The 25751-nt window shown below is 45.8% G+C and carries 24 protein-coding genes and 1 pseudogene; 6 read left to right on the top strand and 19 right to left on the bottom strand.

From position 1 onward, the window contains the following. Window positions 1–77: 77 nt before the first annotated feature. From FKN08_RS21615 to FKN08_RS21545, 15 genes are all read right to left on the bottom strand, one after another. Window positions 78–674 carry a DNA N-6-adenine-methyltransferase gene (locus FKN08_RS21615; RefSeq protein ID WP_164666973.1) on the bottom strand — a complete coding sequence of 199 codons (597 nt, stop codon included), beginning with the start codon at window positions 672–674 and terminating at the stop codon, window positions 78–80. Beyond that, window positions 652–864 carry a hypothetical protein gene (locus tag FKN08_RS21610; protein ID WP_140365074.1) on the bottom strand — a complete coding sequence of 71 codons (213 nt, stop codon included), beginning with the start codon at window positions 862–864 and terminating at the stop codon, window positions 652–654. Before FKN08_RS21610 ends, FKN08_RS21615 begins: the two co-directional genes overlap by 23 nt. Then, window positions 857–1141, bottom strand: coding sequence for an HU family DNA-binding protein (locus FKN08_RS21605; RefSeq protein ID WP_140365075.1), 285 nt, complete (start codon window positions 1139–1141; stop codon window positions 857–859). The genes FKN08_RS21610 and FKN08_RS21605 overlap by 8 nt, the downstream gene beginning before the upstream one ends. Beyond that, window positions 1138–1428, bottom strand: coding sequence for an HU family DNA-binding protein (locus tag FKN08_RS21600; protein ID WP_140365076.1), 291 nt, complete (start codon window positions 1426–1428; stop codon window positions 1138–1140). Before FKN08_RS21600 ends, FKN08_RS21605 begins: the two co-directional genes overlap by 4 nt. Continuing rightward, window positions 1418–1693: a hypothetical protein gene (locus tag FKN08_RS21595; protein WP_164666974.1), complete on the bottom strand. Its 276-nt coding sequence runs from the start codon at window positions 1691–1693 to the stop codon at window positions 1418–1420. The genes FKN08_RS21600 and FKN08_RS21595 overlap by 11 nt, the downstream gene beginning before the upstream one ends. Before the next feature lie 154 nt (window positions 1694–1847). After that, window positions 1848–2555, bottom strand: coding sequence for a hypothetical protein (locus FKN08_RS21590; RefSeq protein WP_164666975.1), 708 nt, complete (start codon window positions 2553–2555; stop codon window positions 1848–1850). 17 nt (window positions 2556–2572) lie between these two features. Further along, window positions 2573–3325: a VRR-NUC domain-containing protein gene (locus FKN08_RS21585; RefSeq protein ID WP_164666976.1), complete on the bottom strand. Its 753-nt coding sequence runs from the start codon at window positions 3323–3325 to the stop codon at window positions 2573–2575. Window positions 3326–3384: 59 nt separating this feature from the next. Continuing rightward, on the bottom strand, window positions 3385–3972 hold the full coding sequence (locus FKN08_RS21580) for a hypothetical protein (RefSeq protein ID WP_164666977.1): 588 nt from the start codon (window positions 3970–3972) through the stop codon (window positions 3385–3387). An 89-nt stretch (window positions 3973–4061) separates the two neighbouring features. Next, window positions 4062–5447: a hypothetical protein gene (locus FKN08_RS21575; RefSeq protein ID WP_164666978.1), complete on the bottom strand. Its 1386-nt coding sequence runs from the start codon at window positions 5445–5447 to the stop codon at window positions 4062–4064. A gap of 38 nt (window positions 5448–5485) precedes the next feature. Continuing rightward, entirely contained in the window at window positions 5486–6022 is a 537-nt protein-coding gene (locus FKN08_RS21570; protein WP_151514246.1) for a single-stranded DNA-binding protein, read from the bottom strand. Continuing rightward, window positions 6003–6284, bottom strand: coding sequence for a helix-turn-helix transcriptional regulator (locus FKN08_RS23915; RefSeq protein ID WP_164666979.1), 282 nt, complete (start codon window positions 6282–6284; stop codon window positions 6003–6005). Before FKN08_RS23915 ends, FKN08_RS21570 begins: the two co-directional genes overlap by 20 nt. Then, on the bottom strand, window positions 6262–6684 hold the full coding sequence (locus FKN08_RS21560; protein ID WP_164666980.1) for a hypothetical protein: 423 nt from the start codon (window positions 6682–6684) through the stop codon (window positions 6262–6264). The genes FKN08_RS23915 and FKN08_RS21560 overlap by 23 nt, the downstream gene beginning before the upstream one ends. Before the next feature lie 465 nt (window positions 6685–7149). Continuing rightward, window positions 7150–7725, bottom strand: coding sequence for a hypothetical protein (locus FKN08_RS21555; protein ID WP_164666982.1), 576 nt, complete (start codon window positions 7723–7725; stop codon window positions 7150–7152). After that, window positions 7725–8366: an AHH domain-containing protein gene (locus tag FKN08_RS21550; RefSeq protein ID WP_164666983.1), complete on the bottom strand. Its 642-nt coding sequence runs from the start codon at window positions 8364–8366 to the stop codon at window positions 7725–7727. The genes FKN08_RS21555 and FKN08_RS21550 overlap by 1 nt, the downstream gene beginning before the upstream one ends. 196 nt (window positions 8367–8562) lie before the next feature. Next, window positions 8563–9483 (bottom strand): hypothetical protein, encoded by a 921-nt coding sequence (locus FKN08_RS21545; RefSeq protein ID WP_164666984.1) that lies wholly within the window; start codon window positions 9481–9483, stop codon window positions 8563–8565. Between the two features lie 359 nt (window positions 9484–9842). On the opposite strand from FKN08_RS21545, the gene FKN08_RS21540 reads away from it, so the two are divergent. Next, window positions 9843–10190, top strand: a complete 348-nt coding sequence (locus FKN08_RS21540) for a hypothetical protein (protein ID WP_164666985.1) — start codon at window positions 9843–9845, stop codon at window positions 10188–10190. Window positions 10191–10275: 85 nt separating this feature from the next. On the opposite strand, the gene FKN08_RS21535 is transcribed toward FKN08_RS21540, so the two are convergent. Next, window positions 10276–11235 carry a head processing protein gene (locus FKN08_RS21535; RefSeq protein ID WP_164666986.1) on the bottom strand — a complete coding sequence of 320 codons (960 nt, stop codon included), beginning with the start codon at window positions 11233–11235 and terminating at the stop codon, window positions 10276–10278. A gap of 9 nt (window positions 11236–11244) precedes the next feature. Continuing rightward, window positions 11245–12900: a portal protein gene (locus tag FKN08_RS21530; protein WP_140365091.1), complete on the bottom strand. Its 1656-nt coding sequence runs from the start codon at window positions 12898–12900 to the stop codon at window positions 11245–11247. Window positions 12901–13204: 304 nt separating this feature from the next. Here FKN08_RS21530 and FKN08_RS21525 point away from each other — a divergent pair, with 304 nt between their 5' ends. Both FKN08_RS21525 and FKN08_RS21520 read left to right on the top strand, forming a co-directional pair. Continuing rightward, a complete protein-coding gene (locus tag FKN08_RS21525) occupies window positions 13205–19867 on the top strand; it encodes an SNF2-related protein (RefSeq protein ID WP_164666987.1) in 6663 nt (2220 codons plus the stop codon). Between the two features lie 53 nt (window positions 19868–19920). After that, on the top strand, window positions 19921–20331 hold the full coding sequence (locus tag FKN08_RS21520; protein WP_164666988.1) for a hypothetical protein: 411 nt from the start codon (window positions 19921–19923) through the stop codon (window positions 20329–20331). 828 nt (window positions 20332–21159) lie between these two features. On the opposite strand, the pseudogene FKN08_RS21515 reads toward FKN08_RS21520, so the two are convergent. After that, window positions 21160–21243 (bottom strand): annotated as a pseudogene (locus FKN08_RS21515) (chromosomal replication initiator DnaA); the annotation flags it as partial. Between the two features lie 272 nt (window positions 21244–21515). Between FKN08_RS21515 and FKN08_RS21510 the strand changes: the two are divergent. Continuing rightward, window positions 21516–21752 (top strand): hypothetical protein, encoded by a 237-nt coding sequence (locus FKN08_RS21510; protein WP_151514239.1) that lies wholly within the window; start codon window positions 21516–21518, stop codon window positions 21750–21752. A 416-nt stretch (window positions 21753–22168) separates the two neighbouring features. Here FKN08_RS21510 and FKN08_RS21505 read toward each other — a convergent pair whose 3' ends face one another. Next, on the bottom strand, window positions 22169–23026 hold the full coding sequence (locus FKN08_RS21505; RefSeq protein WP_238959149.1) for a RepB family plasmid replication initiator protein: 858 nt from the start codon (window positions 23024–23026) through the stop codon (window positions 22169–22171). Window positions 23027–23399: 373 nt separating this feature from the next. Here FKN08_RS21505 and FKN08_RS21500 point away from each other — a divergent pair, with 373 nt between their 5' ends. Further along, window positions 23400–24647: a ParA family protein gene (locus FKN08_RS21500; protein ID WP_164666989.1), complete on the top strand. Its 1248-nt coding sequence runs from the start codon at window positions 23400–23402 to the stop codon at window positions 24645–24647. A 5-nt stretch (window positions 24648–24652) separates the two neighbouring features. Next, window positions 24653–25612 (top strand): ParB family protein, encoded by a 960-nt coding sequence (locus FKN08_RS21495; protein ID WP_140365097.1) that lies wholly within the window; start codon window positions 24653–24655, stop codon window positions 25610–25612. The last annotated feature ends 139 nt before the right edge of the window (window positions 25613–25751 follow it).

Below are 25751 nucleotides of genomic sequence, written 5' to 3'. Positions count from 1 at the left end.
TTTATTTTGATATTTATTGTGATTTCTTCAGGCGCAAAAAAAGAGGCCAGTTGGCCCCTTGGGAGATTGGAAAGGTTTTAAGCCTCAGTCATGAACTTGGTGTACTTCTGGCGAGGCGTACTTAACTTACGACGAGTGAACAGCAATAACACGCTACCAAAGTTAACCCCGCTCTTTCGGGTATAGCCATCGGCCTCATAGAACGGATAGCGACCGTTTGGTTCGTAAACCATGGAGGCATAGCCATCAACGTAATCTATCCACCAACCGGACAAAGGCTCATAAGGCAATAGCATCATTCCATCGCGCCCTTTGAACATTTCCTCTGTCGCCTTCTGGATAAACTCAGGCTTACGGTCAAACGGAGGATTGCACCACCAGCCATCTTCCCAATCACACTGAAGCGCATCGAACCCCACACAAGTTGCCGGACCACCGCCGGGAACATTGTTATCCTTCAGCTGTGATACCCAATCACGACGGCCCGCTATCCAGTCATTTGGCAACAGGTACCGGGAAAACTTCGCCGTTTGCGGCTCTGCGGCTGCATCAAAGACAAGCTCTTTACCTGTCGCATCACGAAACAGGATCTTGCCATCAACGACGGCCCTCGGATCCGTTCCCCACTTATTCTTGATGGATGGATCGGTTTTACTCTTGACCAGTATCGCCATGACCGACCTCATTTAACGCCCGCGTTTTCTCAATAACCAAATGATCCATCTTGGTTTGTATTGCTGGCTGTAGGTACAACCCGTTCACCGCATAAGGCACCATCACAACAAACACTGACAGAGAAACGAATAAACTTGTCAGCAATAGACGCAGTGAGTAAGCCAAGGCTTTCATGGTTGAATTATTCATGGACAACCACCCCCTCACCTAATGGCGAGAACTTCAGGCTGGCAAAGGTACGCTCACCCACATTTTCAAGCGTCTTCGGATTGAAAACGCTCTTAGTGATAACCATCGTTTCAAAACTGCCAAACCCACGAAACATGGTGCCACCTGCGACCGAACCCGCCGCAATCTCGTTCATCATAATGTCTAACAGCTTTTTGACTTCTTGCTCTGATAAATCGCACTTTTCAGAAACTCGAGTGATCATTTCGCTGTGTGCGATTGTGGTGTTTGATTTCATTTGGACAACTCCATTAATCGAGCGCGGAACGGTTTAACGGTTTTAAAACTAAGAACGCGACGAGGTTTGATTGGGATAGGTTCTTTGGTCTTAACGTTACGCCCCATGCGAGGCTTTTTATCAACACCTTCAAAGCGACCAACGCCAGTAAAGATAACGGCATTACCATTACTCATTGTCTCTGTGAGCACTTCGTCTAAATAGCTTTCTATTACCTTTCGGCATAGCGCTTTAGTTAAGCCTGTCTGCTCGGCCATCGCCGTTGACACTTCACTCTTACCGATCATGGCCTTGTAACTCCCCGTTCTTTAGTCTCTCGTTAATTTCTGGCACTGAAATGCCTAGATGTTTTAGGTAGAAATGAAAAGCCTCATGCAAAAACGCCTCTCGACTATCGCACTTGGTTAGTTGCTGGCCTTCATACGCTGCGGCCCGCTCAGACTCACTCAGTTTGACACCACACTTTTTGACGCCGAACTTATCCAGCTTTTGCTTGAATCGAGCTTGCCTAGCGGCTGGCGTCATGGCGTTGGACTTTGATTTTGCCTTCATTCCTATAAATTCCTAATAGCTTTACTAAATTCTATCTAAAATAGTCTTTCTTAGGAACTATGATCATGGAAGAAACAAGGATTTATTTTTAATCGGACGTTACACGCAAAAAAAAGGGCCGACCAACTGGCCGACCCTCTCAATGCTTTATTCGCTATTTGTGCTTAAACCGGGAGAAGTGCCCCACCTCACCTTCTGGCTTTGGCCCTACACGGCCTAGAATGCCAATGCGCTTGGCCACATGGTAAAGAACGTCTTCCCACTCGGCTAACTTCATATCGTTGAGCTTAGATACTGGCTCGCCCGCTTCGTTAGAAAATATCCATGTTCGAGGCGTCTTTCCTTTCGGGATGTGGCTACCGTCTGACTTGCAGATCTCGAATGCGCTACGACTTGGGATGTAGCTCGCCTTCAAACCATACACGCTGGCCACTGCATCGAGTTTAGCGGTCGTCACCAAGCCATCTGAACCAATGATATAGCGACGCAGTATTTCACGACGCTCGGCCAGTGCTTCCTTGGACCAACTGAACATAATAAACCTTGGATGCGGGCGTTTTAAATCAAGCCTTACCTCGAGAACGCCAGCCTCATACAGCTGACGAATGACACGGAAGTTAACTTTGTATAGCGGCTTTACCGGGCAATAACGCTCAATATCAGGCTTAAACTCCACTACCCAACCACCAAGATAGAGTTGGAACCCGCCACGTTTGGCGAACTCGTTTGATGGCGCATAGCTCAGGACCAAGCCGTCATGAAATAGCCAATCACAAAGGAAGTTTCGCACTCCCTTAGAGCAAGCCAGCTTCTTAAAATTAAGCGGCATCAGTGGTTTTTTAGCGTACTTTTCTGACAGCATTGAGTTAAGCCTTTTGGTTATGCACTTTTTCGAATCATAGATTTACCATCAAACAATGGCAAATCAAGATAATTATTTAGTAATTCCCAACACGCATCAAACCCTTTTTGTGTTTCGACTAAGTACCCCTGCTCTTGAAACCGTGCTTGCACTTCCTTCTGTTCCTTGCTGGCCCGGCCTGATTCCGTCTTAACCTCAAGCATAAAGCCATGATAACGACCTCGAGGCTGCAAAAAGAGAATGTCAGGAACCCCTTTCATCTGCCCTTCGTACATCATCAATCCAGCGGCCTTGCCTGTTCGCGTGCCGCCATTTGGAACCGTGAACGCCAACAGATAAGCATCTGGCAAGTATCGCTCTATCATGTAGAACAACCGAACCTGAATCCAATGCTCTTTATATTGCGGATTGTTACGCTCTTTTTCGTTTCGAATACCTTGCCCTATACGGCGTTTGTGAGGTGACGGCACCTGATCTTCTGTTACTTTCTTATTGGTAGCAGCAAAGGCAACCTCGGGATCCGTTTCCATCGCACGAACCATCCAGCCGGGAATATCTGACGTATCCATCAAAGCAACGGTTGGCGCTTTCGGAACGATATTTTTAATGCCATCACTTACGGTGTTCATAGAACGGTTCAAGTCTTTCACTACGCCATCAATATCAAAGTCGCCACCATGCCCGGCCTTCACCCCTTTCTTCTTCCACTTCTTGCGCTTGTCTATCTGGTGGACCAAAAAATCCGTACCAAATCGTGCACCCTTAGCCATTACCACACCTCGATCAAAAAGGGCCGCTCATTTGCGGCCCAAACTCTTGCTTAACTCGGTTATTCTTCTGCTTCCGTCTCTGCTTCCATCTCTGCTTGCTTAACCTCTAAGACCGCATTTTCTAGCGCACCCACCAGCCAAGCACGGTTTTTAACAACTACGTCTCGCTCAATAAGTGTTTTGCCATGCTCTTCTGCATTAATGCGCTCATCTTGGTTATTAATAAGTTCCTCAACAACCTCTAGGAGCGTGACACGGAATGCGCGAACCACTCGATCCAAGTTTTCACCAATAAGCGTCGGCATTGGCTTCATTACCACCTTAAGCGCAATATCTTTCTCACACTTATCAACCAATTGTTGAGCAAATGCGTCACCCGCTAGGTAGTCAAAGAACGAGTTAAGATGGAAAGACAGATAACCAGCTGGTAGCAGCGTTTTGTTACCCTTGTGCATATCAGCAAACTTCAACTCAATCTTGGCTTTAGGCTGGTCCAGTTCTTGAAAAAACTGTTCGCGAGCTTGGTCTACGCAATGTCTCGCCAATGTCACGTAAAACTGCGGAGCAAAGCGCAGCAAGCCATCTGAAGCAATGTAAGCGCCCGCTGAAACGTTTTGGGTAGGTTGGTTTTGGTTTTGTTCTGACACTGGTTTTTCCTTATTTCTTTATGGCCTCGTTAGCCATGACTAGGTATTAATGGAGCGAGCCTTTACCACTCACTCCGTAGATAAATTGATTACTTGCGCTTATTGCGTTTCTTTTTGTTGTTGGCCTTCGCCACTACTGGATTGGCGAGCTGTTGCGTTCGACGTCGGTCTATCATTGGGAACTCGGTGCCGTATCGCTCGTTAATTTCAGCAATCTTCTTGTTGGTTCGCGGGATGAGCATTCGACCTTGATTAATGGCCTCTGAAATCTTCTTAACATCCGATTCAGGAAGGTACTTGTGCAATTGGGTACACACCTCAATCAATGTAGGTGCCTTGCTCCATTCAACATCAAGTAAGCGGGCGTAATGGATGATGTTTTTCGCTCGTTCTGAAGTGCGATCCACCAGCTCGTTAAACTGCTTTAGGTTTGCCTTCAGCAATCCCGTCTCGAGGTCTGCGTGACACTCTTCAGGGATGCGCATTTCTATCGGCGTGTCTTTCGGGAAAGTCAGCTTCTTATCTTCGTTGAGGTAAACAAAGTGGCCGCAGCCTTTATCCTGACTAACGCAGAAACAAACGGCATAATCACGACTTGGCTTTTCATCGCCGTTCCCTGAAGTCAGAGCGCTAGGCGAACACATCACAATCGCTTTCCATTCGTCATTCTCGTAAACGGTCTTCAGCTGCTCATACTCAAGCATGAGGCCGTGTAACAAGTTGTCGTTTTTCAGGGTTTCGTTTTCATGCGTCAGCAATGCGGCATAGCCATTTACATCACTGATATGCTTCATGACCCCGGTCCACTTAGCCTCTGCGTTGTCGTAGGCAGCTTCGATACCCTTGCAGATTTCCGCTTGCTGCATGGTCAGCACTTCCAGATCTCGATTCTTTGCCTTCTCTTTGGCCAGCTCTTCATTAAGCTTTGAATTCGTCATAGAACGCTCGCTTAGTTTGCGCTCGTATTCCTGGGCCTCTTCCTTGCTCAACCCGGATTTTTCAGCCAATGCAGCACTCACACTGTTTTCAATGCGCTTAGGTACGCCCGCCAGCTCTTGTTGAGCGTGACGCAATTCAGTGGTAAGGCGTTTGATCTCTGCTTCTAGGCGTTGGTTGTCTTTGCCTAGACGTTCGTTTTCTTCGCGTAGCTCGGTTGCAATCTGCTCGGCCTCGTTACGCTTTTTACGCATAACCTCAGTGCCAGCCATTGCGCGGTCACGCGAGCTCACCAAGTCTTCTCGATCGGCTTTCATTGCGTCGTAAAGCTCTTTCAGCTTCTTGTTTCGTGGTGCGGCGTTGGCTTCTAGCTTGGCCTGAAGATCATCAATGATGAGTTGTTGCAGCTTCAGTAATGGAAACTCCAATTCATTAATGACAAAAGGTGAATCACTCGGTAGACCCCAAGGAAGTTCGACGGTAAAAACATCGCCTTGATTCGTCTCTGGTGCGACTTGCTGCTCTGGTTGTGCTGACATAATTTTCAAACTCTTTTCTTAAGCGGGGAGGCTTCGTATTACATGCAGTGAAGAATTGCCGGGAACTGCAACCCGATCGGAGCGAACGGTATATCGTCGTCAAAGTCCATTGGCGGCTCGCTGTATTGCTGCTGTGGCGGCGCGTGCTGTTGCTGCTGTTGTGGCGGCTGCTGCGGCTGTTGAGGCTGACCCCACCCGCCTTGCTGCTGTTGGGTACCGTTTCCACGACCACCAAGCATCTGCATGACGCCCTTAAAGCCTTGAACCACTACCTCTGTGCTGTAACGGTCTTGGCCTTGCTGGTCTTTCCATTTGCGCGTCTGTAGCTGACCTTCGATGTAAACTTGCGAACCCTTACGTAAGTATTCGCCCGCCACTTCTGCCAACTTCCCAAACAGCACAACACGGTTCCATTCCGTTTTTTCTCGGTTTTCCCCGGTCGCTTTGTCGCGCCAAGACTCCGATGTGGCCACGGTAATGTTGGCTACAGCACCGCCACTTGGTAGGTTTCGAATTTCTGGATCGGATGCCAGATTTCCCACCAAAATGACCTTGTTAATCCCCCTCGACACTATCGAACCCCTCTATGATTTTGTGTTCTTCTGGAATGTCGTTACCAAACATGAGCCATAAAAATGGACGTTTAGTAACGTTGGCTATGGACAGCAAAGTGAAAGCACCGACTTGGCTCGCACCATCCTCGATGCGGCCTAGCGTGATCCGGTTAATGCCAACCATTAACGCCAGCTCAGAGAGTGTTAACTCTGACTTCACTCTGGCCTTTTTGATTCGCAAACCAAGCTCTCGCCGTAGCTCAATCTTTGATTTTTGCGTCACTGTAAAACTCCTCAACGGCTTCAGCGTGCCTCTCTTCATCTGTGCGCGGATCCTTTAAGCGCTTAATTTCAGCACCCTGTCTTGAAATGCGATCTCTCGCCCAATCCATACACGCTGACTGCCACTTGATAACCGCAATCGGATTGCTCATATCGAATCCGGTGCCATAACATTCAGCACACTCCCACTTAGAAAAGAGAGACTTAACGTACTTACTGCCGTTGCAAGTCGGACACTTGGCTGGTGGCGTTGAAATATCAATACCCTCAACGTCTTGCATTTCCATGGGCGTACCCACTGGCTCAAGCCCTAGCGAATCCAAGACGGAAGAGTTTTCTTCGTCTCGTTTTTGCTTACGTTGAATCAGCGCCGCAGCTTTCAGAGAGATACTTTCGTCCATTATGCCAAATTCCTAACAACATTTGATATGTGTATCATAAAATAATTGTTAGGAATAAAAAACCCTTGAAGTAATTAAAAGAATTAAATATTCTAGCCACTCAAGCAAACGAGTTTCATACACACCTAGAGCATAAGAGAGCAAATTATGACTTCTACACAAAACGCGAGCAAAACCAAACATGACGCCATACAGCAAGAAATAGCAATGTTTGAGAAGGGAAAAGCAACGATGATAGACCTAATGGTCCATAACACTATCGCGCTTGGGACCACCAGCATTGAGAAGGTTTCGGATAAATTGAAAATTCCTAAACAGAAACTAATTGATAGCATAAGCTCTAGATCGTTTAGTATTTCTGGTGATACAATCGCTAGGAAGGTATAAGATGTGACCCATCTTAAAAAGGCACTAACCATTACAGTTAGTGCCTTTTTTATTTGCTACGAAAAGGAATGTTTTGGATTAGTAGTCGAATATATCCAATAGTTCTAAATCGAATTCAACACCACGTAAGTCATGTTCATTACACAAGTTCTTTAGCTTGTCATCGCAATACAACAACTCACACCCTTCCATCAATGACTTGAAAACGTACTTATCGGCAACGCTAGACTCAACGAACTTGAGCGACACCAAGCCAACCGGATGCTCATCAATGTATTCGTGTTTCGTATGTTCCTTGTCTTCTTCGCCAAAACTCATGACATTGAAAACCTGAAACTTCTCGCCATCTATCACGATAGGTAAAAACTCACCATCTGATTCAATGTATGGCTTTAACACTTCGACCGCTCGAGGCGTTAGCACCAAGTTCGCACCCCAAACGGATATGTCCGGGATTTTTACCGACGTCTTGTAGTGAGCGGTAAATTCAACACTCTCTTCTACCCAAACATCAGCCAACCCTTGTGCTCTTACTGGCTCATTGAAAAGCCTATCCAACAGGGCATCATCGCCCGCATCAATGGCCCTTTGAAACGGATCATGCTCAAGAACTTTAAAGTAACGATTGAGGTTTCTTACCTGATATATACTCATTAAGCTGGTTTCCAAGATGGATCTTTCTTCATTAGAATTTGGGGAGGATGAGAGCCATCCTTTAACTGAGATTTGATAGTCACAAGTCTCGCTCTAAATGCGCTTTCATTGTTGCGAATAACCGCCAACCTGCCAACCCACCTCTGATAGTTATCGCCATGTATGCGCGAGTGCGTCGGCGCTTTTGGCGTAGTGTAATGCCCTTTGTAGGCGGTAGAACGAGGGAGCCAAATTCCATTAATTGAATCATTAATGCCTATCCCGTACATGAACATTTGCAACCGGGCGTTAGTCATGGTCCTAACACGGCCATTCCCCATGATGATATGATGCGCTGCATGATTTGGTGACGGCTGCGGCTCTGCAATGGCATACAAATTACTTACCAAGCGTGTTGTAGGATGATGTTTTTCCTGTGCCAATTCGGTATGAGAGCTATCTTTATTGTCGTCTCGATACGCTTCCAAATCTGCAAGCAACTGCTCTTGCAACTGTGCATGCGCGTTAATCTTGGCACGTTCTCGATTCAAATGAGCAATTGTTTCCTCTGCTTCTTTAACCTCTTTAGGCGAGGTTTTATCTAGATCCTTTATCTTGTGGTAATGCTTGTACGCCTTAACCTGAAATCTATATATCGCCATCTCTAAGCCTGACGGGTTCTTTGGCCTCAAAGGGAGCTTCAGAACGGGAGACTTACCCAAAATAACCTTTTCCATTTTCTTTTTAACCCTTCAAAAAGAATAATGCTCCCCCCTATAAGCGCACCCGGTCAACGAGTCAAACGTGTTTTTGTGCTTAAGTTAAAACTGTCACGAATTGACTAACATGTTAATTACATCAACCATTTAGCCAGCGAATCTGTATGCGGTTAGCGGCATCACGATAGTATTCCGCTTTACCTTTAGAGACGTCTTGGTCTGTAGGGATTGTGCTTTGGTATTGCTGGTACGCCTCTAATGACTGACTGCATACGATGGAATGAGTAGATCCTGCATAAGCCTTAGCAATCACACTGTTTAAATAGCGCTTGAATGATTGAGCTAGATCCACACCATGCTTGGCATGAATAGCAATGAGCTTTTTAGCCCCACTTGCAGTAATACGGCCTTGTCTTGCTGATTGCTGAAGAGACTTAGCATTGTCGGCGTCTTTCTTGAAGAACTTCAAAAAGAAAGAATCAGACGGCGTGCCATTATACTTATTACTCTCTTTAGAGAGATCCTTTGATCCTTTAAGTGCGCAATTCTTAGTATTTTCAGATGCTTGAAAACCCTTTTCCGAACAAGCTTCAGTAGAGTTATCCAGATCAGACCGGGACGATGGCAACGTATGGCGAGCATGATATTTTTTTGCACAGTTCGCAGCGTAATTGAATACACCGGGGAACACAGATTTCACGCCATCAAGGATCACTGATACAAGGCGTCGAGTCTGCCCTGTTTCATGGTTGTGGGCGTAATCACGCGAGATAAGGCCAAGGCTTTCAGCGTCTTTGAGACGATTTGTTAACGTTCGAGTGCTGATCGGTTTGATTTGGTATGTTGCAGATACTTTGTTGTACATCGCTAGTAAGCGACCCGTAAAAGCGGAGCAAGCATGGCCATGTTTGAGAGTATGGTCGGAGATAACCTGCATTAAGCACGCCATTTGGCGAACTTGAAGCGGTTGGCTGATTGAAATGTTTCTGGCTTGAGTTCTAAACCCGCTTTTTAGGAAGCGCGGATTCAGTTCTAGCGCATTTTTTACGCAAAAATCCATATTTGTTCCATAAGGAAGTTTGCACCGGAGATCGAGCGTTGCTATAATCACCAGTGCGTTACTCGTACGCATGGCAACTTTGTTGCCACACAACAGAACAAGGATGCGCTAACATCGCTTGTTCACTTTTCTGAAAAGACCCGCCTGCCAGCGGGTTTTTTTCTGCCTGATACTTTAGATCCAATTCTCGAGAAGATCTACAGCGGCGGCTATTATTGATCACCTAAAAACAGACTTCAATACGTTCCAACAAAGCTTTATTCCTAACAAGAAATCACTTTTCTATTCTTTTTCTTTGTTCTACTCTTGGTTTTTACCTCATAAATTCCTAATCATTTTTGTGGATAACTCTGTTAATTATGAATAAAACCGACCAGCTAATTGCTCAAATCCAAGAACAAGCAGACGAGATACAACGGGAACGCAAGCGCAATCAGGTGCCAAAAAAGAACGCGCCAACACTCGATAAGTCATTGTTAATAACTTTGTCAGGATGCGCCTTTAACGTCCATAAACAAACGCCTAATCAGCTTGTTTTGTGTTCGAACTCAGAAATCAACTTTGATAAAGGCGTCGATGAAATTCGTGTGATTAGTTACATTCACGGCGTATACAAGGAAGTAACTATTGCGGATTGGAACTGGCGTCCGGTGAAGTGGAAGAAAAACAAACTATTCCTAAAACCTATTGCCCCTACTTTGATGTAATAAAAAATGGGAGCCTAGTTGCTCCCATTCAATTACTAACAAATCTTTATTATTTGCTTATGAAGGTTTAGATCCTTTTTGTGACTTACGTGAAGCGTCTAGGGGTGTCAAATTTGATCTCTCCTTCAATGCGACCAGTGCCTAACGAACGCGCTGAAAGCGAGGTTGGCTTGCACTGACTTGTCGGCAACGTTTCTAGCGGCGTGGACCCCATAGACTCAAACATCGCGTTTACGACTTCAAAGTCATGCTCGTTGCTCATGCTGGCCAGTGCGTTTTTCTGTTCATCTGTAATGTAGAACGGTAGTTTGTTCAATGACTCAAGCAGCATGTTACGGAATCGAGACTCGCTATCGAGCTTCGTTCTCAGTTCCATATTCACGCCTTCAAGATACATTTTGTCGCCTTCCAGCTCAGTGATAATTTCTGGTGAAACACCGATTTGATTATTGAATGAATCCACGATGTTAGCGGCACTGTTTGTATCAAACCCACCAACCGACTGAAGCGACTCAAGCAGCATTTCATTCTTCTGTTCGACGCTTTCTAACATCATGGCTGGATGATCCAGTGATAGGTAGTTAGGTTGTAGAACATAATCAACACCATGGAAGCTAGTCGCAATAGCGTTGCTTGCGCTGTCATGGCCACCCGTCGCCCAACTCCAACCACCAGCTTTGCTTTGATGCAGAGAACGCGCAATACGGCCCGTTTCCGTCTCTAGAAATTCTTCTGTGTGAGAGACAATACCGTCATTATCACAAGCAATCATAATCGTGCGGTTTGAAGGAATATTCTCAACAACAACAGGCTTGTTGTTGATGTTGATTACTTCGGTTTCACCTAACGATAACTTGCCCGCACGCTGGCGCGGAGCATGGCCATAGTAACCGTAGGCTTCGCCCAAGCGTAAAGCCTCTTTCACCTCTTCGGTATCAAAGAGCTTTTGAACGGCTTGCACGATGTATTTGCGCTTGTTAGCACCAACTCTTCGACCGTGATTAAACAGACTGAATCGGTCGTTAACTTTTTGTAATCCTTTCATTTTTACCTCTTACATGTTTGAAAGAAAATCGAGAACGACGTCTTTAATCATTCGTTCTATGTCATCGTTTTTGGTTAGCCCGACCGACTCCAAAAGCTGATCGTCACTGCTCACTTTCTTGGAAAGCTCGCTAATAAACTGCTTGGATTTCTCTGCGTCGATATTGAGAACAGACGTATAAAAATGGCTTTTCAGCGATGGGCTGTTGGAGATAGAAGACTGTTCAATCATGTCGAGAACGGTCGCTAATGTTGTCGCGTAATTTGCTGCGCTTTCTCGAGCTTGACCTTCTTCAATCTGCATGGCGGTGTTCACGGAATGGAACTTGAGACGATAAGGGCGGTTTTGGTCCGTCCAGACCTTGCCGTCTTTGAAGATGGTGTGAATGTCTATTGAGCGATGCACCAATTCTGAAAATGCAGTGCGGATCATGTTGGCAATCAGGGCCGCTTGTATGGACGTTCTGAAGTAACCACCCTCACCTAAACCACCAGCAAGCAGATCACCAAAACCAAGCATCGACGGATCGATACCAAGTGCGCCCGACATACGTTTAAGGTGAAACATAACGTCTTCGATATGCGCGATATTTGGATCGATACTGAACGTGTCGATGTTTAAGCCCCCTTTACCCGGAGACAGCGACGGAAGAATGCGGTTAATTACCGTGGGAACGACGCCCGTTTTGCTGGCGTGCTTGATGATGTTGTCCCGGTCTTTTTGGAACTGCTGCGCGATACCATTGATGTATTCAGCTGCGCGACCAGAATCTAACCCCTCCATCTCGGCGGTAATGATGCGGTCAATCATGGCTGCATTCACACGGCTGGCTGAAAGAGAGGCAATAGACTGTCTCATGAGCGTCCACGATTCGTAGGCAGACTCTAGGATTGAAGTACCATAGTTTTGTGTTTCTATAGCGCTTCGGGAGTACGCATCCGAATACAGCGAGTATTGTTCACCCGTATAGTTCACTGGCTCGTTATAGATATCCGGTGTGTACATTGGCATTTTCAACGCAACCAGCGTCCACGGCTCGGCAAGACGAACCTCATCCCCATTGGGTTTTTGCTTCAGGCTTTCTGAAGTGAACCCGGCCAGCTGTCCCGAACGCTCAAACTCTCGTATCTGTCGCGGCGTGGTGAAATAGTTGTTTTCAAAGTGCGTGATCCCTTTTCCCGGTACCGCATATGGTCGAATGTAATTCACACCAAACGTGGCCATGACTCGGCCCCAGTTAAACGCATTGCGAGCAATTGGCGTCAACACTTCACGCTCGAGCGATTTCACGTATTCCGTGTCTTTCTCGTCTATTGGTTCGAGGTACATGCACATCCCGCCATCAGTCGGCGTAGAAAGCGCATAAGACAAGTGCAAGTTAAGAGCTGAAGAGATCGTGCTGTCTTCGGCCATCTCTTGAAGAATGTCGTATTTGAGAAAGCGATCTTTGGGTAGGCGAACAAGGGAGACTACATCGCCTTCTTTGTTGCCAGTGGTTGTAAGCGGAGAGTGCCCCGGTTCTGAATGAGCTTCAGTGAAAGCCGTAGCGCCATACCCGGCACCTGACTCGTAGGACACTCCTGCATTAGCGTTATCTTCCTCATTGAAGAAAGGAAACGCCATTTTCATTAGGTTTTTTAGCGAACCTTCGCTTTTCGGAGCCATTGTGCGACCTCAATAGAAGGACGCGATTTCTTTATGCGGGGAAGCATTAAAAAATGAGTGTATAAAATAACTTAGTCTTGAGTTAAATCCCACAAGGCTTATTTTTTAATAAGCGTTACATACAGATTTGCAAACTAAATAACATTGCCCGTAAAAAAGTTGTTAGGAATAATGAGCACTGTCTATTAAAAAGATTATGGCGAACAACCTAGTTGTTCAGAATTTCCATGCGTTTTTTTTAGGCGGGGAGCAATAAAAAAGTCGAGCCAAGTGCTCGGCTTTTTTTTTAACTGAGGAAAATTCCATGTTAGAAAAACTCAGATCGGCAGTGCTCGGGGCAAACTCTCACAGTGAGCTACTTTCGGTCTTCAATACCTACTCCATATCCATCACACCTGAAAGCCTCAAAACCGCAAGCGCTCGAGTCAGAGCCAACGAATTAGCACAATCCATTCTTAAGCGCGTTAAAGGCGACTTTAGCCAAATTACTGAAGAGGAACGCGAACAGCTGCGCGACTATTCCGGTTGGGGCGGCATTGGTGGATCCACTAACGAGTATTACACCCCTAAATGGGTAGCAAGTGCCGTATGGGAAGCGATGAGCGCTTATGGCTTTAATGGTGGTTCCATCCTAGAACCAGCTGCGGGCGTGGGCGTATTCAGCGAAACCAAACCAGACAACGCGCTTATGACGTCCGTTGAGATGGACCCGACCAGTTCAGCGATAAACCAAATCCTTCACCCTGACGACAACGTGATTTCTAGTGGCTTTGAAGCCGTCGCCACGGACCCACACAACGGCAACTATGACGTTGTAACCGGGAACCCTCCATACGGCGACCGTTCAGACACGATTGCTGAAGATAGCGAATACAAAGACGTTAAGAAGAACGAGCAGTATTTTGTATTGCGCTCTATCGACAAGGCCAAACCGGGCGGTCTTATTGCTTTGGTCCTACCTACTCAAATTTGTGACAGTTCCAAGCTAAAACGCTTCAGAACGCGCACGGCCATGAAAGCAGAATTCCTTGGTGCGCACCGTTTACCTTCTGGCGTATTTGACGGCTCTAGTGTGGTTACGGACCTAGTTATCTGGCGCAAACACTCTGAAGATGCCGCAGAACGCATCGCGAATGCAGACAAGAATACATTGGTTGAATCTAACGTACTTTGGTCCGATTGGATTGATGGCCATTGGTTTGACCGAGAAGGCAAGCGATTCATCAACGGCACTCAAACTATCGGGTTCCAAGGTCGTAAGCTGGTGGATCGTGGCAATCGTTCTAACGAGCAAATTGCCAAGGCGCTCTCACACAAGTTTGAATCTCGCATCGAATGGGACCAGCTCGATACGGTTGAGCCTATCAGCGATAAGTACAGCGATGGCGATACCATTTTCCATAATGGTCAGCAGATGGAATACATCGCCGGGCAATGGCACCCGGTACACGTTACCGAGCAACAAAAGACGCTTGATGTAGCCTCTTATGGCATTGAGCACATCGACGGGATTGGTGACGCCACCAGCACAACAAAAGCAATGAGCAAACTCACCGCAGAGCAAGCCATTGCACTCAATGACGACTATGGCCATCTATGCCATGGCGAATTCAAAACCATTGTCGCCAACATCAAAAAGCTACCCCCTCGCGCTCGAGAAAAAGCCTACAAGGGGATCTTGATTGGCAAACAAATCGAGCAGCTACAAAACGTTATTGAGTTAAGCCGAACAGACAACGAGCTATCTATCAATAATGATGAGGTTAGCGCACTACGCATCAAACTTAGCGCCGATGTGATGGCAATGCACATGCAGCATGGACGCAACCTACCCGCTGGCATCAAGGGCATTGACGACAAGCTCACTTCTCACTGGCTGCGCTACCAGAACTCAGTGAGCAAAGATGGCCAGCTTTCCGATCTGCTTACTGGTGAACTTACCGTTATCAAAGCGGAGCAATACGATATGTCGCGCATCGACGATGTATTGCATTTCTTTGAGCACGACAAAGGAATGAGCTCTGTTCGTCTCACTGACATTCGAATGGCTTACCTCAATGAAGCCTCTCAACTAGACGACGACCAGCTGACGAAACACCTAGCGGGAATGGAAAACGTCGCCGTAAATCGAGACGGTTCTTTCTCCCCAATGCGTGTGGCCACCAGCGGCAATGTCGCAGCCAAAAAACGCAACCTAAGCGAAGCGGTAGCCAATACCGACAGTGAAGTGCTGCGTGCGAACTACATCAAGCAGATAAACACCATTGATGAGAAGCGCAACACCATTCCAATTAACCAGATCAAAATGAAACTCACCGACAAGTGGATCCCTAAGCGAATCATGCTTGAGTTTCTTCATGACCAAGGTTACACGGAGTTTCAGCTAGGCCGCTTTGTGGTTGATGAGCAAGGCTTTGAAGACTTTGTTGCAGACGGCGACGGCGACACGTTCACCGGGTACCGCTGGCGAGATGGTAAGAAAGTTAGCTCTCAAGATGAAGCATTCGAACGCCAAGTAGAATCCTACCTAAACAATGGCTCTGTTCGTGGTGGCTCTGACAACGAACAAAAAGCGATTGTTCGTGAGCGCATGCGAAACCTAGATCGAGATTTTACGAACTGGTGTGCATCGAGCGTTTACGCTGACGAACTCGAAGGCGATTACAACGATGCTTTCAATGGTTGGATTGAACCGACATACGAGACGACAAGCATCGACCTCGAGGACGTTTCTGGTGCTATCAAGTTTATGCCTTACCAGAACGCGACTATCCGTAAGCACGCAGCTGACGGCAACGGTATTCTTGCTCTTGGTACCGGGTTAGGCAAAACGCTGACAGCCTTGGGTTTAGGCCAATATCTCATACAGCATAACAAGGCGAGCCGTATTGCTTATGTTATGCCGAAATCGGTACTCGATAACTGGTTGTTTGAGTCGGATATTTTCTTTGGTGAAGCCAACCTAAAAAACAAGGTGTTCATTGGCATCGAATTCGAGCGTGACGACGATGGCGCACTGGTTCGAGAGGTCGCACTCGATGAAGACGGGAACGAGAGAAAAGACGCGAAAGGCGACTTAATCAAACGCCCTAAAATCAAAGTAAACACCAACGGCAAGAAGATTGCCGAGCAGCTTCACGCACTGGCACAAAGCAGCGCTCAAATGGTCTTCATGACCAAGGACGTTTACAACTCTATTCCTTTGAAACCAGCCACGATCACCGAGAACGTGGAAAACATGGTGGATGCTGGCCTTGTCGCTGGTTCAAACAAGTACGCCAAGGAAGCGAAGACATACCGCGAAGCTCAGAAAAACGCGAAGTTTAAGCAGAAACATTCTGACGACGGCACGGCCAAAAAAGAAACCCTTCCCTACTTTGAAGACTTGCTATTCGACAGCGTAATTGTCGATGAAGGGCATGATTTCAGAAACAGCTACAAAATGGGCGGCTACGGCAACCGTCTTGCTTACTTGCCTAATGCAGCTCAGGCCAACCGTGCGCTTGATATGCAGATCAAGAACAACCACATCAAGAGCCGCAATGATGGGCGTGGCGTTTACATGCTAACAGCGACACCGACCGTGAATAGTCCGGTTGACCTGTTCAACATGCTATCCCAAGTGTTGCCACCTCAAACCCTAGCCGATATGGGTATTGTGGATGCAGACGACTTTATCCGTTTGTTTGGCCACACCGGGGAAACTGCCGTAACCAAGCTATCTGGTGAGGTGGACACTCGAGAGGCACTACTTGGCTTCCAAAACCTCGATGCTCTGCGCTCTATCTTCCGACGTTACACCACCGCCATGAGCGCGGAAGACGTTCGCTCTGACGTCCATGTCCCAACGCTTAAATCAATGACCAACGTTGTTGAAATGAGCGATGAACAAAAGGAAGTGTATGAAGAGTTGCGCCAGCGTGCCGACGCTTTGAGCAATCCTGACGAGCCAGAAAACCAAGAAATCATTGAGCAGTACCCGAACGACTCAGTATTCAGCCTGATCCGAATGATGGACAAGGCCAATACCGATATGGACCTATATCACGGCGTCGTCACTTACCGATTCAACAAAGACGATAAGAGCAAGGTTGATGAAGTTGTTGATAAATTGCCGAAGACGATCAAGGTCCGTCGAGAGAAATTGGACGACGAAGGCGAGCCAGTGCTTAACGCCGCCGGGCAAGCGGTTACTGAAACTGTCGAGATTGAAGCTAACTACCAAATCAATACCGATGGCAAATTCCTTGAGCTAAAACTGGCTCAAGAGCTGGACGGGCAATTCTCTAAACTATGCAGCGATGCGGGCCTGAAATTCTCACACCCGGTATCACCAAAATACGCCAAGTTCCTAGAGACAGCCAAGGCAAGCTATCTGGCTGGTGGTAAGCAGCTAATCTTCACTGAAGAGAAGACGCAGCACGTTAAAATCGCTCGCATGGTGGCCGATTATATCGGTTGTGATATGTCAGAAATTGGCATTCTAAACAGTGACACGGTAGCGGGTAAAAAAGGCTCTAAAGCCACGGAAGATGATGAAGAGGCGGGCTTGGCTGCGCTTGAGAAGGCTTACAACTCAAGCAAATACAAGTTCATGATTCTTAACAAAAAAGGGGAAGTGGGCGTGAACCTGCACAGGGGCACCACTGATATTCACCACCTCACCCTTCCTTGGACTCCATCCAGCCTGACTCAGCGTAATGGTCGTGGTGCGCGTGTCGGCTCAAAAGCAGCAAACGTCAATGTCCATTACTACGCTGGCAAAGGATCATTTGACCAGTTCCGTATCGAGACTATCGAGCGTAAAGCGCGATGGATTCAGGACTTGTTTTCTGGTGACGAAAGCTATGTTGAAAACGGCAGTGCTGACGATGGCAGCGAAACCTCAATCATGCTGGCAGCGGATCCAGAACTGGCGAAAGCACGTATCGAGCAAGCACGCATCGAGCGCGAACGCCGAATTAAACGCGAAGAGCAGCGACAAGCCGCGATTAACGTAAGCAAGTACGTTCAGGCGTCCATTGCTGCAAACACGGACCTCGATCCAATTCGCCAGCGCCTACAAGAGCTGGTGGAAGAGATCGAGACGCAAACCGAACGCACGAAAGATGCGGAAGAAAACGCTCAAGGCGAAAAACGAAACTCTTATGAATACCGACGCTTTAAGTCAGAAAAAGACTCGCTATTCCGTCTAACCAAGGAACGTGCAGAGCTTCAGAAAACCATCAAGCTATCTAACGAGGCGGGCAATGCAATCAAGCGACTGAAGTCAGTTATTGAGGCGTCAGTCAAAGATGGTACGCTGGCGGGTTATGACGATATCACCACACACCCGGAGCTTTATGCTACGAAAAATGGCGTCGTTCTACGTAAGGGATTCACTTATCACGTTAACGTTCCAACTCATTATTGGAAAGAAGATGGCGAGCATGAGGAATACATTCTCACGCTATCAGAATTCAATCGTAATGAAGGCACCGCAACAGGCATTATTGTCAGCAAGCCAAACGAACAGAACCCAACCGCGAGCGCGGGTAGCCGTAAATCAAACATCGCGTTTGAAAAATGGTACCAGCTGGCCGATGTGAATCAGTCAGAGCAAGAGCTGGCATCTCGAATTGCAAGTGGCATCCCACTTAGTGCTATCCCGTCCACCATCGACCGGGAGACGTTCTTTGATTTCCACAAGCGCGGATTGTTGTCAAAGTATGGCCACCACAAAACCCCACTGGTTTACCTGACCAATGGGCGCGTGAAGCAACTTGATAGCATGGAGATCCCTGACGGCGCATTCTTGATTTACCCGGACCCAAGCGACGAGTCGTTGGTTAAAGCGCTTATCACCCAAGCAAGTGCCGATCTTGAAAGTCGTGGGATAGTTACATTCTGCGAGCATGGAACAATTAAAGCGCTTGTTGGTGACGATTGGATGCAACAAGCACAATCGGGCGGGAACGTTGCAACACAAAGTGACGTTGTGGCCGCTGTACAAAACGCAATAAACACCGTTGAGCGTGATGAAGCAAACCAGCCATATCTAGAATCAGATTTGATTGAAGCTGCGAGCTCTTACATGATATCGAGAATCAGAGTCGTTGAATGGGTACAGAATGAGTTAAACGCACTTGATTGGACGGGCTATTCGAACCGCGATCAAATTCGTGGTTATATTTCTGACGCGATGAAAGACTACCGCAGTGCATTCAAAGAACGTGGACGCATCAAGCGCCAAGAAGTCATTGATAAACTCTTTGCTGATTACATTGCTCTTGTTAAAAGCGACCCAAGCCGTAAAGAGCGACTAATTAAGCTGAACGAATCAATGCAGCGACGCAAGCGAAGCCATGACTTTATTAACGATATTGACGCGCTCTACCCTGACGATAATAGCGCGATTGTTTCAGCGTATGCAGATCTAACCGTCACGGAAAGGCACGCTCAACTGGAAGGTGGTGAGGCTCTACTCGCAACAGCCAGCTACTCGCGACGAAACGCTTTAGACAAGTGGGATAGTGTGCGCCTAAATTACCGTAACGTGTTCGACCAAAAGATTGATGAGCTATACGGGGAGAAAGAGACGCCCGAGCTGGAACCGGTTATTACTGATCGCCAGAAGGAAAAAGTTGAACAAGTGCTATCGGTCGACTTTGAAGGCGTCGACACACTCAAGACGGAATTGGCGAAGATTGGCATTACTGTCCAGCCTGTTACCCAAGATTTATCTTGGAAGTACAAGCGCAAGACAATATCCATCAAAGCCTATGAAGGTATTGGGCTGCAAGATATCAATGAGAAGCAAGGCGCTCTGGCCAAGCTGCTTATGGGTAGAAAGAACGCAGACAATAAAGAAAAGTATGGAGCCAAGTTTAACAGCGACCCTAGCAATGATTTTGTTGGGGCTTGGTGGTTCATTGATTCTGAGAGCGATCTAGAATCGTTCTATCAAGATATCATGGCCGTAGCATAAGTGAAGAAAGGGAAAGTTTGGCATGCCAAACTTTCTCTATCCGAGGAAGTTTTATGATTACTAATATTGAATTGCCACCAGCTGAAGCTCTGGCACCATTAAGAGATGAAGCATTAGAAGGTACCACCGCCGAAGCATGGCTAAACAAGCAGTTGACGGCAATATCTACCCTACTCCAAAAGAATCCGCAGTCATACCGCAGTTACGGCCCGTACTGGTGGGCGGTTAAGTCTCTGCTTAAGGCAAGCGGCTTTGATTATGGTGAAGACGATGAGGCGATCACTCGAGAGCATTTTAACTACGATGATCCAGTTGATTTGATGTGTGCAGCATGGGCCTACCAGCAACACATCATGGATATGCAGATGCTAGGTTACAATATTCACCCGTTCACAATTGACGATGAACCCTTTGATTACTCGATAGAAGATACCGATTTAGAAGCAATGAAGTATCTTGCTTGACCAAGCATAAATTGAACTTTAACTTGATTCTGTTCAATTCTTTAATAATATTGGTTATGATTAACCGTTGTTTGGGGGCTTTCGCCCCCGTTAGTTGATTAGCTTGATAGTGCTTGCACTATGGCTGTTACTAACTTGATTAAAGCAATCAAGAGATCTACTAATTTAACCATATCTACCTCTCCAAAGGATTATGGCGAAAGACAACGCACAAGGGTTTTTAATGGCTGCAACCATTGTTTACCCGCATACACGAAGTGAAGCTTTCTAGCTGCTTCTAGCTTGGTTGGTGATTACATAATTGCCTCCTGAATAAATTAAGGTTGGGTTCTTGGAACTCAGCCTTTTTTTATGTTTGTTAGCACGGTTGCGCTCTCTAGTGCCGCAACCGCTTCAATCTAATTGGAACCAATTTACACAAAGTGACTTGAGTTTATAAGTCCGCCCAAAAAAATATTTCCAGAAAATTAATTTTTCTTTTACTCCTTCCAACATCTACCCGGACAAGCAGACATCCCCAATACGTGACAACTATACACTAAAAACTAAATGCAGTTACGGACACAGGACCGAACGGATCTATTTTCAAAATTGGAGTCACGCCGACATAGCGCTCGATACAGGACTTTCTCTCAAAGTGAATCAAAGTCATCATGTCTGATATGCTTAATCATACAAGCACGCCAGAGCACGCTTTAACTATAAAGACAAACGCAGTGCTGCACTAACTCTCTATTAAAATCCGTGGCTCTCTTCACGGCGAAACCGTAGCCACACAGGAAAAAGCCTTGCTCATATCACATCAGGATTGATCAGCATTATATCGAATTAGAAAAATAGAGTGCGAATCAAGTTAGAGTAATCTTCTTTAATGTCGTTGATCTCTTCACGCAACTGCTCAATCTTGCGACATACGGAAACGAACCAAATGCAATAAGGCTATTGCTGGCTGCGAATTGAATGAGATTAATAGTTGGAGTTTTAAAATATATAACTAGGGGATAGTTATATTTATTACAATTAGAATTGGTTTTTCTAAATGCCTAATATTAATTATCCTCAAAAAAGAAATTTTTGCAAGCGCTCATATTCAAATAAATATATTCACGATATTTTTGAATTATTTTTCCTCTTCTGTTGACTTAGTGATTTTGAATTTCTAAGTTTTAGTCAAAGAAAAAAATATGACTAATTTCTTAGCTCGTATCGCAGCTGGCTTAGCGATTTACAAGAAAGCCGACGAAGTTCCAGAAGAAAAAGTACAGAGCCTAACCGACCTCTTTAAATCCATTGGTTCCTGCTTGAAGTGGCTTGCTATATGGCAGTTTGTTTTTAGCGTTGCTGATATTGCTGATTCCATTACGTTGATGAGTAATGCCATCATGATAGTGATCCAATATTTCTTTGGGAACGCTGCTTAACATGCAGTAATGGAACGCCATTGAGAAATTTGATGGCGTTTCTACCCATATAGACTACACCCCATAAATGGGAAACGTGTCACGATTTACCCATTTAGACTACACCCCATTTAAACTACACCACCCTATCAACCCTTATGGAATAAGGCTTTACCTCTTAATCAAGGACTTTGATAATCACACGTTATTCCTGGCCCTATCGCCCATTTAGACTACACCTAAAGCTTACCCATATAGACTACACCACCCTCGGGAGCCCTTATATAGCAAGGGTTTCGGGCTAATGAGCTGGGCTTTTACGCCATTTCAGGCGCTACCCGTATAAACTACACCCATATAAACTACACCATGGCCAAAGCCTTACACAGCAAGGTTTTGGCGCAATTGGAGTAACAAAGAAAGCCTAATTTACCCGTTTAGACTACACCTTTTGAGTGTGCCAGTAGTTCTCTATCCCTTACATGGACCAAATACGCAGCCTCGCCGTTAAACTGGACCCACTCCCCTTTTAGGTACCCAATGGATTCAAGTTTTTCTATAGCCTTTTTGATACTGCGGTTCGCTTCTTTATTTGGCATGTTAAGCAGCAATCGCGCTCTCATGCGGCTCAAGGTTATTGGTAATGGATTTTGTGGTAGGCCAACGATGAACAGATACAGACATTGCGCCGTCTCTGACTTGGGGATTTTCTGCAACACGTTGAGACTTACCAAGATTTGGTGATCGACTCGATACACTTCCCAGAGCTCTTTATCACCAACAAGAGATACTACATCCTCGTCAAAGTCGTAGCTCGCCTTAAGTACAAGCGATGTAGATATGCTTTTCTTAGCATCCTTTCTTTTAAATCGGATGTTTTGGCCCTGCAAGCGCCCTAGAGAGGCTTCTATCTGAAGTCTAAGGTTTTTATCGATCCTTTTGCTTGGATAGCCACAGAGCTTAACAAAGTCCGAAAATGGTAGGTTAATCGCGTCAGTGTCGTAGCCGTACTTAGAGAAGGCAAAGATAATACCGCACCATACTTTAAAATCGGTTTGAGGATTAAGCCTTTTACCCTCAATGATTACAGAGTCATACCCTTCGCTCTTGAATAACTCTAACGTGCGAAAGCTCTCCGTTATATCGTTGCTGACAATGGTTCCTTTGTGCTTGCCAACCGGGACAAATAGCGGCGTTCTCAACAAAACATTTGGCTGAACGGTGTCAGTTTTAGATATGTATAAACTCTCTTCAATCGAGTTAATGATTTGATTTGTTATGTTTTTTTCATCCACAGCTTTGTATTCCTTCGCCCATATAGACTACACCTGTTACCCATATAGACTACACCATTTACCCGAATTGACTACACCTTTTACCCATATAGGCTACACCACTTACCCAAATAGACTACACCAGATCAGTTCGTAAGCATTGAAAACAAAGGCTTGAGAGAGCGCACGGATCATTTTGGTTCTTTTTGGTCCATTAGGATCTTATTAGGTCAATGTTTGTGGATAAGTGGATAAGTAAAAATGCTTCATGGTTCATCGCATTAATGAGCAATAAAATGATGATTGAGCAATAAATGCGAATAAATCATTGAAATGCGCTCAATGGTGGGTACAATGAAAAAATAACTACACACCAAATAGCAGGTAAAAAATAATGAGCGTAATCGAAGACTTAAGAACAGTTGGCCAACGAATGGTTAAAGAGCAATCTTCTTTAAAAGACTTGCTGGCCAAAGAACGAGTGATGAATGTTACCGACGATACGGTAAATGGCGTAGACCGACTTATTTACAATCACTGCCTAAACAAAACGGATTTAGCAGCAAGCATTGGGATTGCTCGCAACACGCTAGTTAAATACCTTTCCGAGCTTGAAGAAAACAACGAAATCGCTGAACCAATCCAACAAGGTAAGAACCACCTTTACTCTCGTCATGCCATACAAGAAATCATGGAGAAAATGGGGACGCCTAAATACTCGGATTATCATAACCCGGTTGTTATGTGTATCGAGAACCAAAAAGGCGGCACAGGCAAATCAAGCACCGCAACAACACTAGCGGTAGCAACAGCCCTAGACCTTAGCTTGAACGCTCGTGTTTGCTTGGTCGACCTTGACCCACAAGGCACGTTAGCATCAAACCTGATACAAAATGCAGATTGCGAAAACTCATTAACCTTAACAGCTATAGATATCGTACTTGGCGAACAAGAACCAGAAGGGGAGTTTTCTTACTATCGCCAATCTGGTCACTCTGAAGAAGAGATCGTACTTGCTGCGCCTTTCTCTACACACCTTCCAAACCTAGATATTATTGCTTCACATCCAAATGATGAGCGATTTAACGATGAGATCGCTAAAGCTTCAGACGAGAAGGGCAAGCACCTTTACGAACGATTCCGTGACGTTCTGATCAGCAATCTCAAAAAAGAATATGACATTATCATTGTCGACTCGGCACCACACGACGCACCTATCGTTTGGGCTATTAATGAGTGTGCAGATGGTATTCTTATCCCTGTCATGCCAAATGAGTTTGACTTCTCATCAACATCAAACTTTATCGCCTCGCTACCAGAGCGACTTGTAGACCTTCCTAGTCGTGGAGAAAACCTTAAGTGGTTCCGTGTTCTACCAGTTAATTACAATGCTAAAAGCATTTCCCAACGCAAAACACTTGATAAGTTAACTCGTACCGTTCAAGACAAGATGCTATCAACTCAAATTAACCGCTCTGAGCTTTTCCCTGCCGCTGCAAGTGCCGGGAGAACAGTTTTAGACGTCATGAAATCAGAAAAGATGGTGTCACCTAAACAATTCGACTTGGCCATTTCCTCGGTAGAAAGTGTGTACCGACAAATCAAGAGTGAAATTATTGCCCTAGCAGCGAAAGAGGTATAACGAGAATGGAACGTAAAAAGGTTACTGGCTTTGCGAACATGAACAAAAGAACGCTCGGCGGCAATGAAAGCGCAAGAAGAGCGTACACATTAGCAAGCGGCAAAGTGGTTTATGGTATTCATACGGTTACACCGCACCGAGAGCTAAAAGAAAAAATATCAGTTCATCCGTTAAATCCAAGAATACAAGAAGATCTATCTTTTGACGCATGCAGTGATATCGCGCCAAAGATAGAGCATGAAGGTGTACTAGAAAACGCAGTAACAATATTTAATGAGTCTACCGGGCGATGCGAAGTTATTGAGGGTAGTCGTCGCCTATGGTGTGCAGATAAATACGAAAAAGACTTTCCACACTGGAAGATTACCGCTGATATTTCAGATGAAGATATAGCCGCACTAATTAGCTCTTTCGAAATTAAGAAGCCAATTTCTTACAGAGAACGAGGCATTAAATATCCAGCGATCATGGCTGAAAATAACTTAAAAACAGTTGATGAGTTGGCGGCGTTCCTGAACCGAAAAAAAGAGACAACCAGAAAACTGCTACAAGCGGCAACAATTGACCCGCTATTGATTCATGCGTTTCCTGACTGTAATGGCATCCCAAACACCTTTTATGCAAAGTTAGCTAAGGTTGAAAAGGATGTAAACAAGAACAAGGTAGATCTCGCTGAGTTCATCAAAGAAGCATTATCAAGAGTCACAACCGATAATGAAGCGCCTTTGGCTAATAGACAAAAAGCGGTTATGGATTCACTAGAAGAACTACGTGAAGAAAAGTTTGATGCTGACAAGGCTAAGACGGAATCTAGAGATATCGTTACATTTGAAGACAAACGAAAGGCTGCAATCATTCAAACCAGCCCGGACAAGAGAACAACAACCTTTGTCCTTAAAAGGCTCGCGCCATCTCTAATTGAAGAGATTGAACAGCTAATAAAGAGCAAAACCGAGCAATCTTAATAAACCGACCCCCAAAACCATGGGGGTGGTTTCCCAATTTCAGACCAACCGACCCCCAAAACCATGGGGGTGGTTTCCCAACTTCAGACCAACCGACCCCCAAAACCATGGGGGTGGTTTCCCAACTTCAGACCAACCA

It is taken from the genome of Vibrio sp. 1-2 (7-a) (assembly GCF_013048515.1).
GTDB lineage: Bacteria > Pseudomonadota > Gammaproteobacteria > Enterobacterales > Vibrionaceae > Vibrio > Vibrio diabolicus.
This window is presented reverse-complemented; position numbering and strand designations above follow the sequence as displayed.

What these genes read in the sequence shown, in the direction of transcription:
- FKN08_RS21525 (WP_164666987.1), top strand. Translation starts at nt 13,205, where the DNA reads ATGTTAGAAAAACTCAGATCGGCAGTGCTCGGGGCAAACTCTCACAGT.
- FKN08_RS21495 (WP_140365097.1), top strand. Translation starts at nt 24,653, where the DNA reads ATGGAACGTAAAAAGGTTACTGGCTTTGCGAACATGAACAAAAGAACG.
- FKN08_RS21530 (WP_140365091.1), bottom strand. Translation starts at nt 12,900, where the DNA reads ATGGCTCCGAAAAGCGAAGGTTCGCTAAAAAACCTAATGAAAATGGCG.
- FKN08_RS21510 (WP_151514239.1), top strand. Translation starts at nt 21,516, where the DNA reads ATGACTAATTTCTTAGCTCGTATCGCAGCTGGCTTAGCGATTTACAAG.
- FKN08_RS21600 (WP_140365076.1), bottom strand. Translation starts at nt 1,428, where the DNA reads ATGATCGGTAAGAGTGAAGTGTCAACGGCGATGGCCGAGCAGACAGGC.
- FKN08_RS21585 (WP_164666976.1), bottom strand. Translation starts at nt 3,325, where the DNA reads ATGGCTAAGGGTGCACGATTTGGTACGGATTTTTTGGTCCACCAGATA.
- FKN08_RS21550 (WP_164666983.1), bottom strand. Translation starts at nt 8,366, where the DNA reads ATGGCGATATATAGATTTCAGGTTAAGGCGTACAAGCATTACCACAAG.
- FKN08_RS21555 (WP_164666982.1), bottom strand. Translation starts at nt 7,725, where the DNA reads ATGAGTATATATCAGGTAAGAAACCTCAATCGTTACTTTAAAGTTCTT.
- FKN08_RS21575 (WP_164666978.1), bottom strand. Translation starts at nt 5,447, where the DNA reads ATGTCAGCACAACCAGAGCAGCAAGTCGCACCAGAGACGAATCAAGGC.
- FKN08_RS21520 (WP_164666988.1), top strand. Translation starts at nt 19,921, where the DNA reads ATGATTACTAATATTGAATTGCCACCAGCTGAAGCTCTGGCACCATTA.
- FKN08_RS21590 (WP_164666975.1), bottom strand. Translation starts at nt 2,555, where the DNA reads ATGCTGTCAGAAAAGTACGCTAAAAAACCACTGATGCCGCTTAATTTT.
- FKN08_RS21615 (WP_164666973.1), bottom strand. Translation starts at nt 674, where the DNA reads ATGGCGATACTGGTCAAGAGTAAAACCGATCCATCCATCAAGAATAAG.
- FKN08_RS21610 (WP_140365074.1), bottom strand. Translation starts at nt 864, where the DNA reads ATGAATAATTCAACCATGAAAGCCTTGGCTTACTCACTGCGTCTATTG.
- FKN08_RS21500 (WP_164666989.1), top strand. Translation starts at nt 23,400, where the DNA reads ATGAGCGTAATCGAAGACTTAAGAACAGTTGGCCAACGAATGGTTAAA.
- FKN08_RS21560 (WP_164666980.1), bottom strand. Translation starts at nt 6,684, where the DNA reads ATGGACGAAAGTATCTCTCTGAAAGCTGCGGCGCTGATTCAACGTAAG.
- FKN08_RS21545 (WP_164666984.1), bottom strand. Translation starts at nt 9,483, where the DNA reads ATGGATTTTTGCGTAAAAAATGCGCTAGAACTGAATCCGCGCTTCCTA.
- FKN08_RS21605 (WP_140365075.1), bottom strand. Translation starts at nt 1,141, where the DNA reads ATGAAATCAAACACCACAATCGCACACAGCGAAATGATCACTCGAGTT.
- FKN08_RS21535 (WP_164666986.1), bottom strand. Translation starts at nt 11,235, where the DNA reads ATGAAAGGATTACAAAAAGTTAACGACCGATTCAGTCTGTTTAATCAC.
- FKN08_RS21540 (WP_164666985.1), top strand. Translation starts at nt 9,843, where the DNA reads ATGAATAAAACCGACCAGCTAATTGCTCAAATCCAAGAACAAGCAGAC.
- FKN08_RS21595 (WP_164666974.1), bottom strand. Translation starts at nt 1,693, where the DNA reads ATGAAGGCAAAATCAAAGTCCAACGCCATGACGCCAGCCGCTAGGCAA.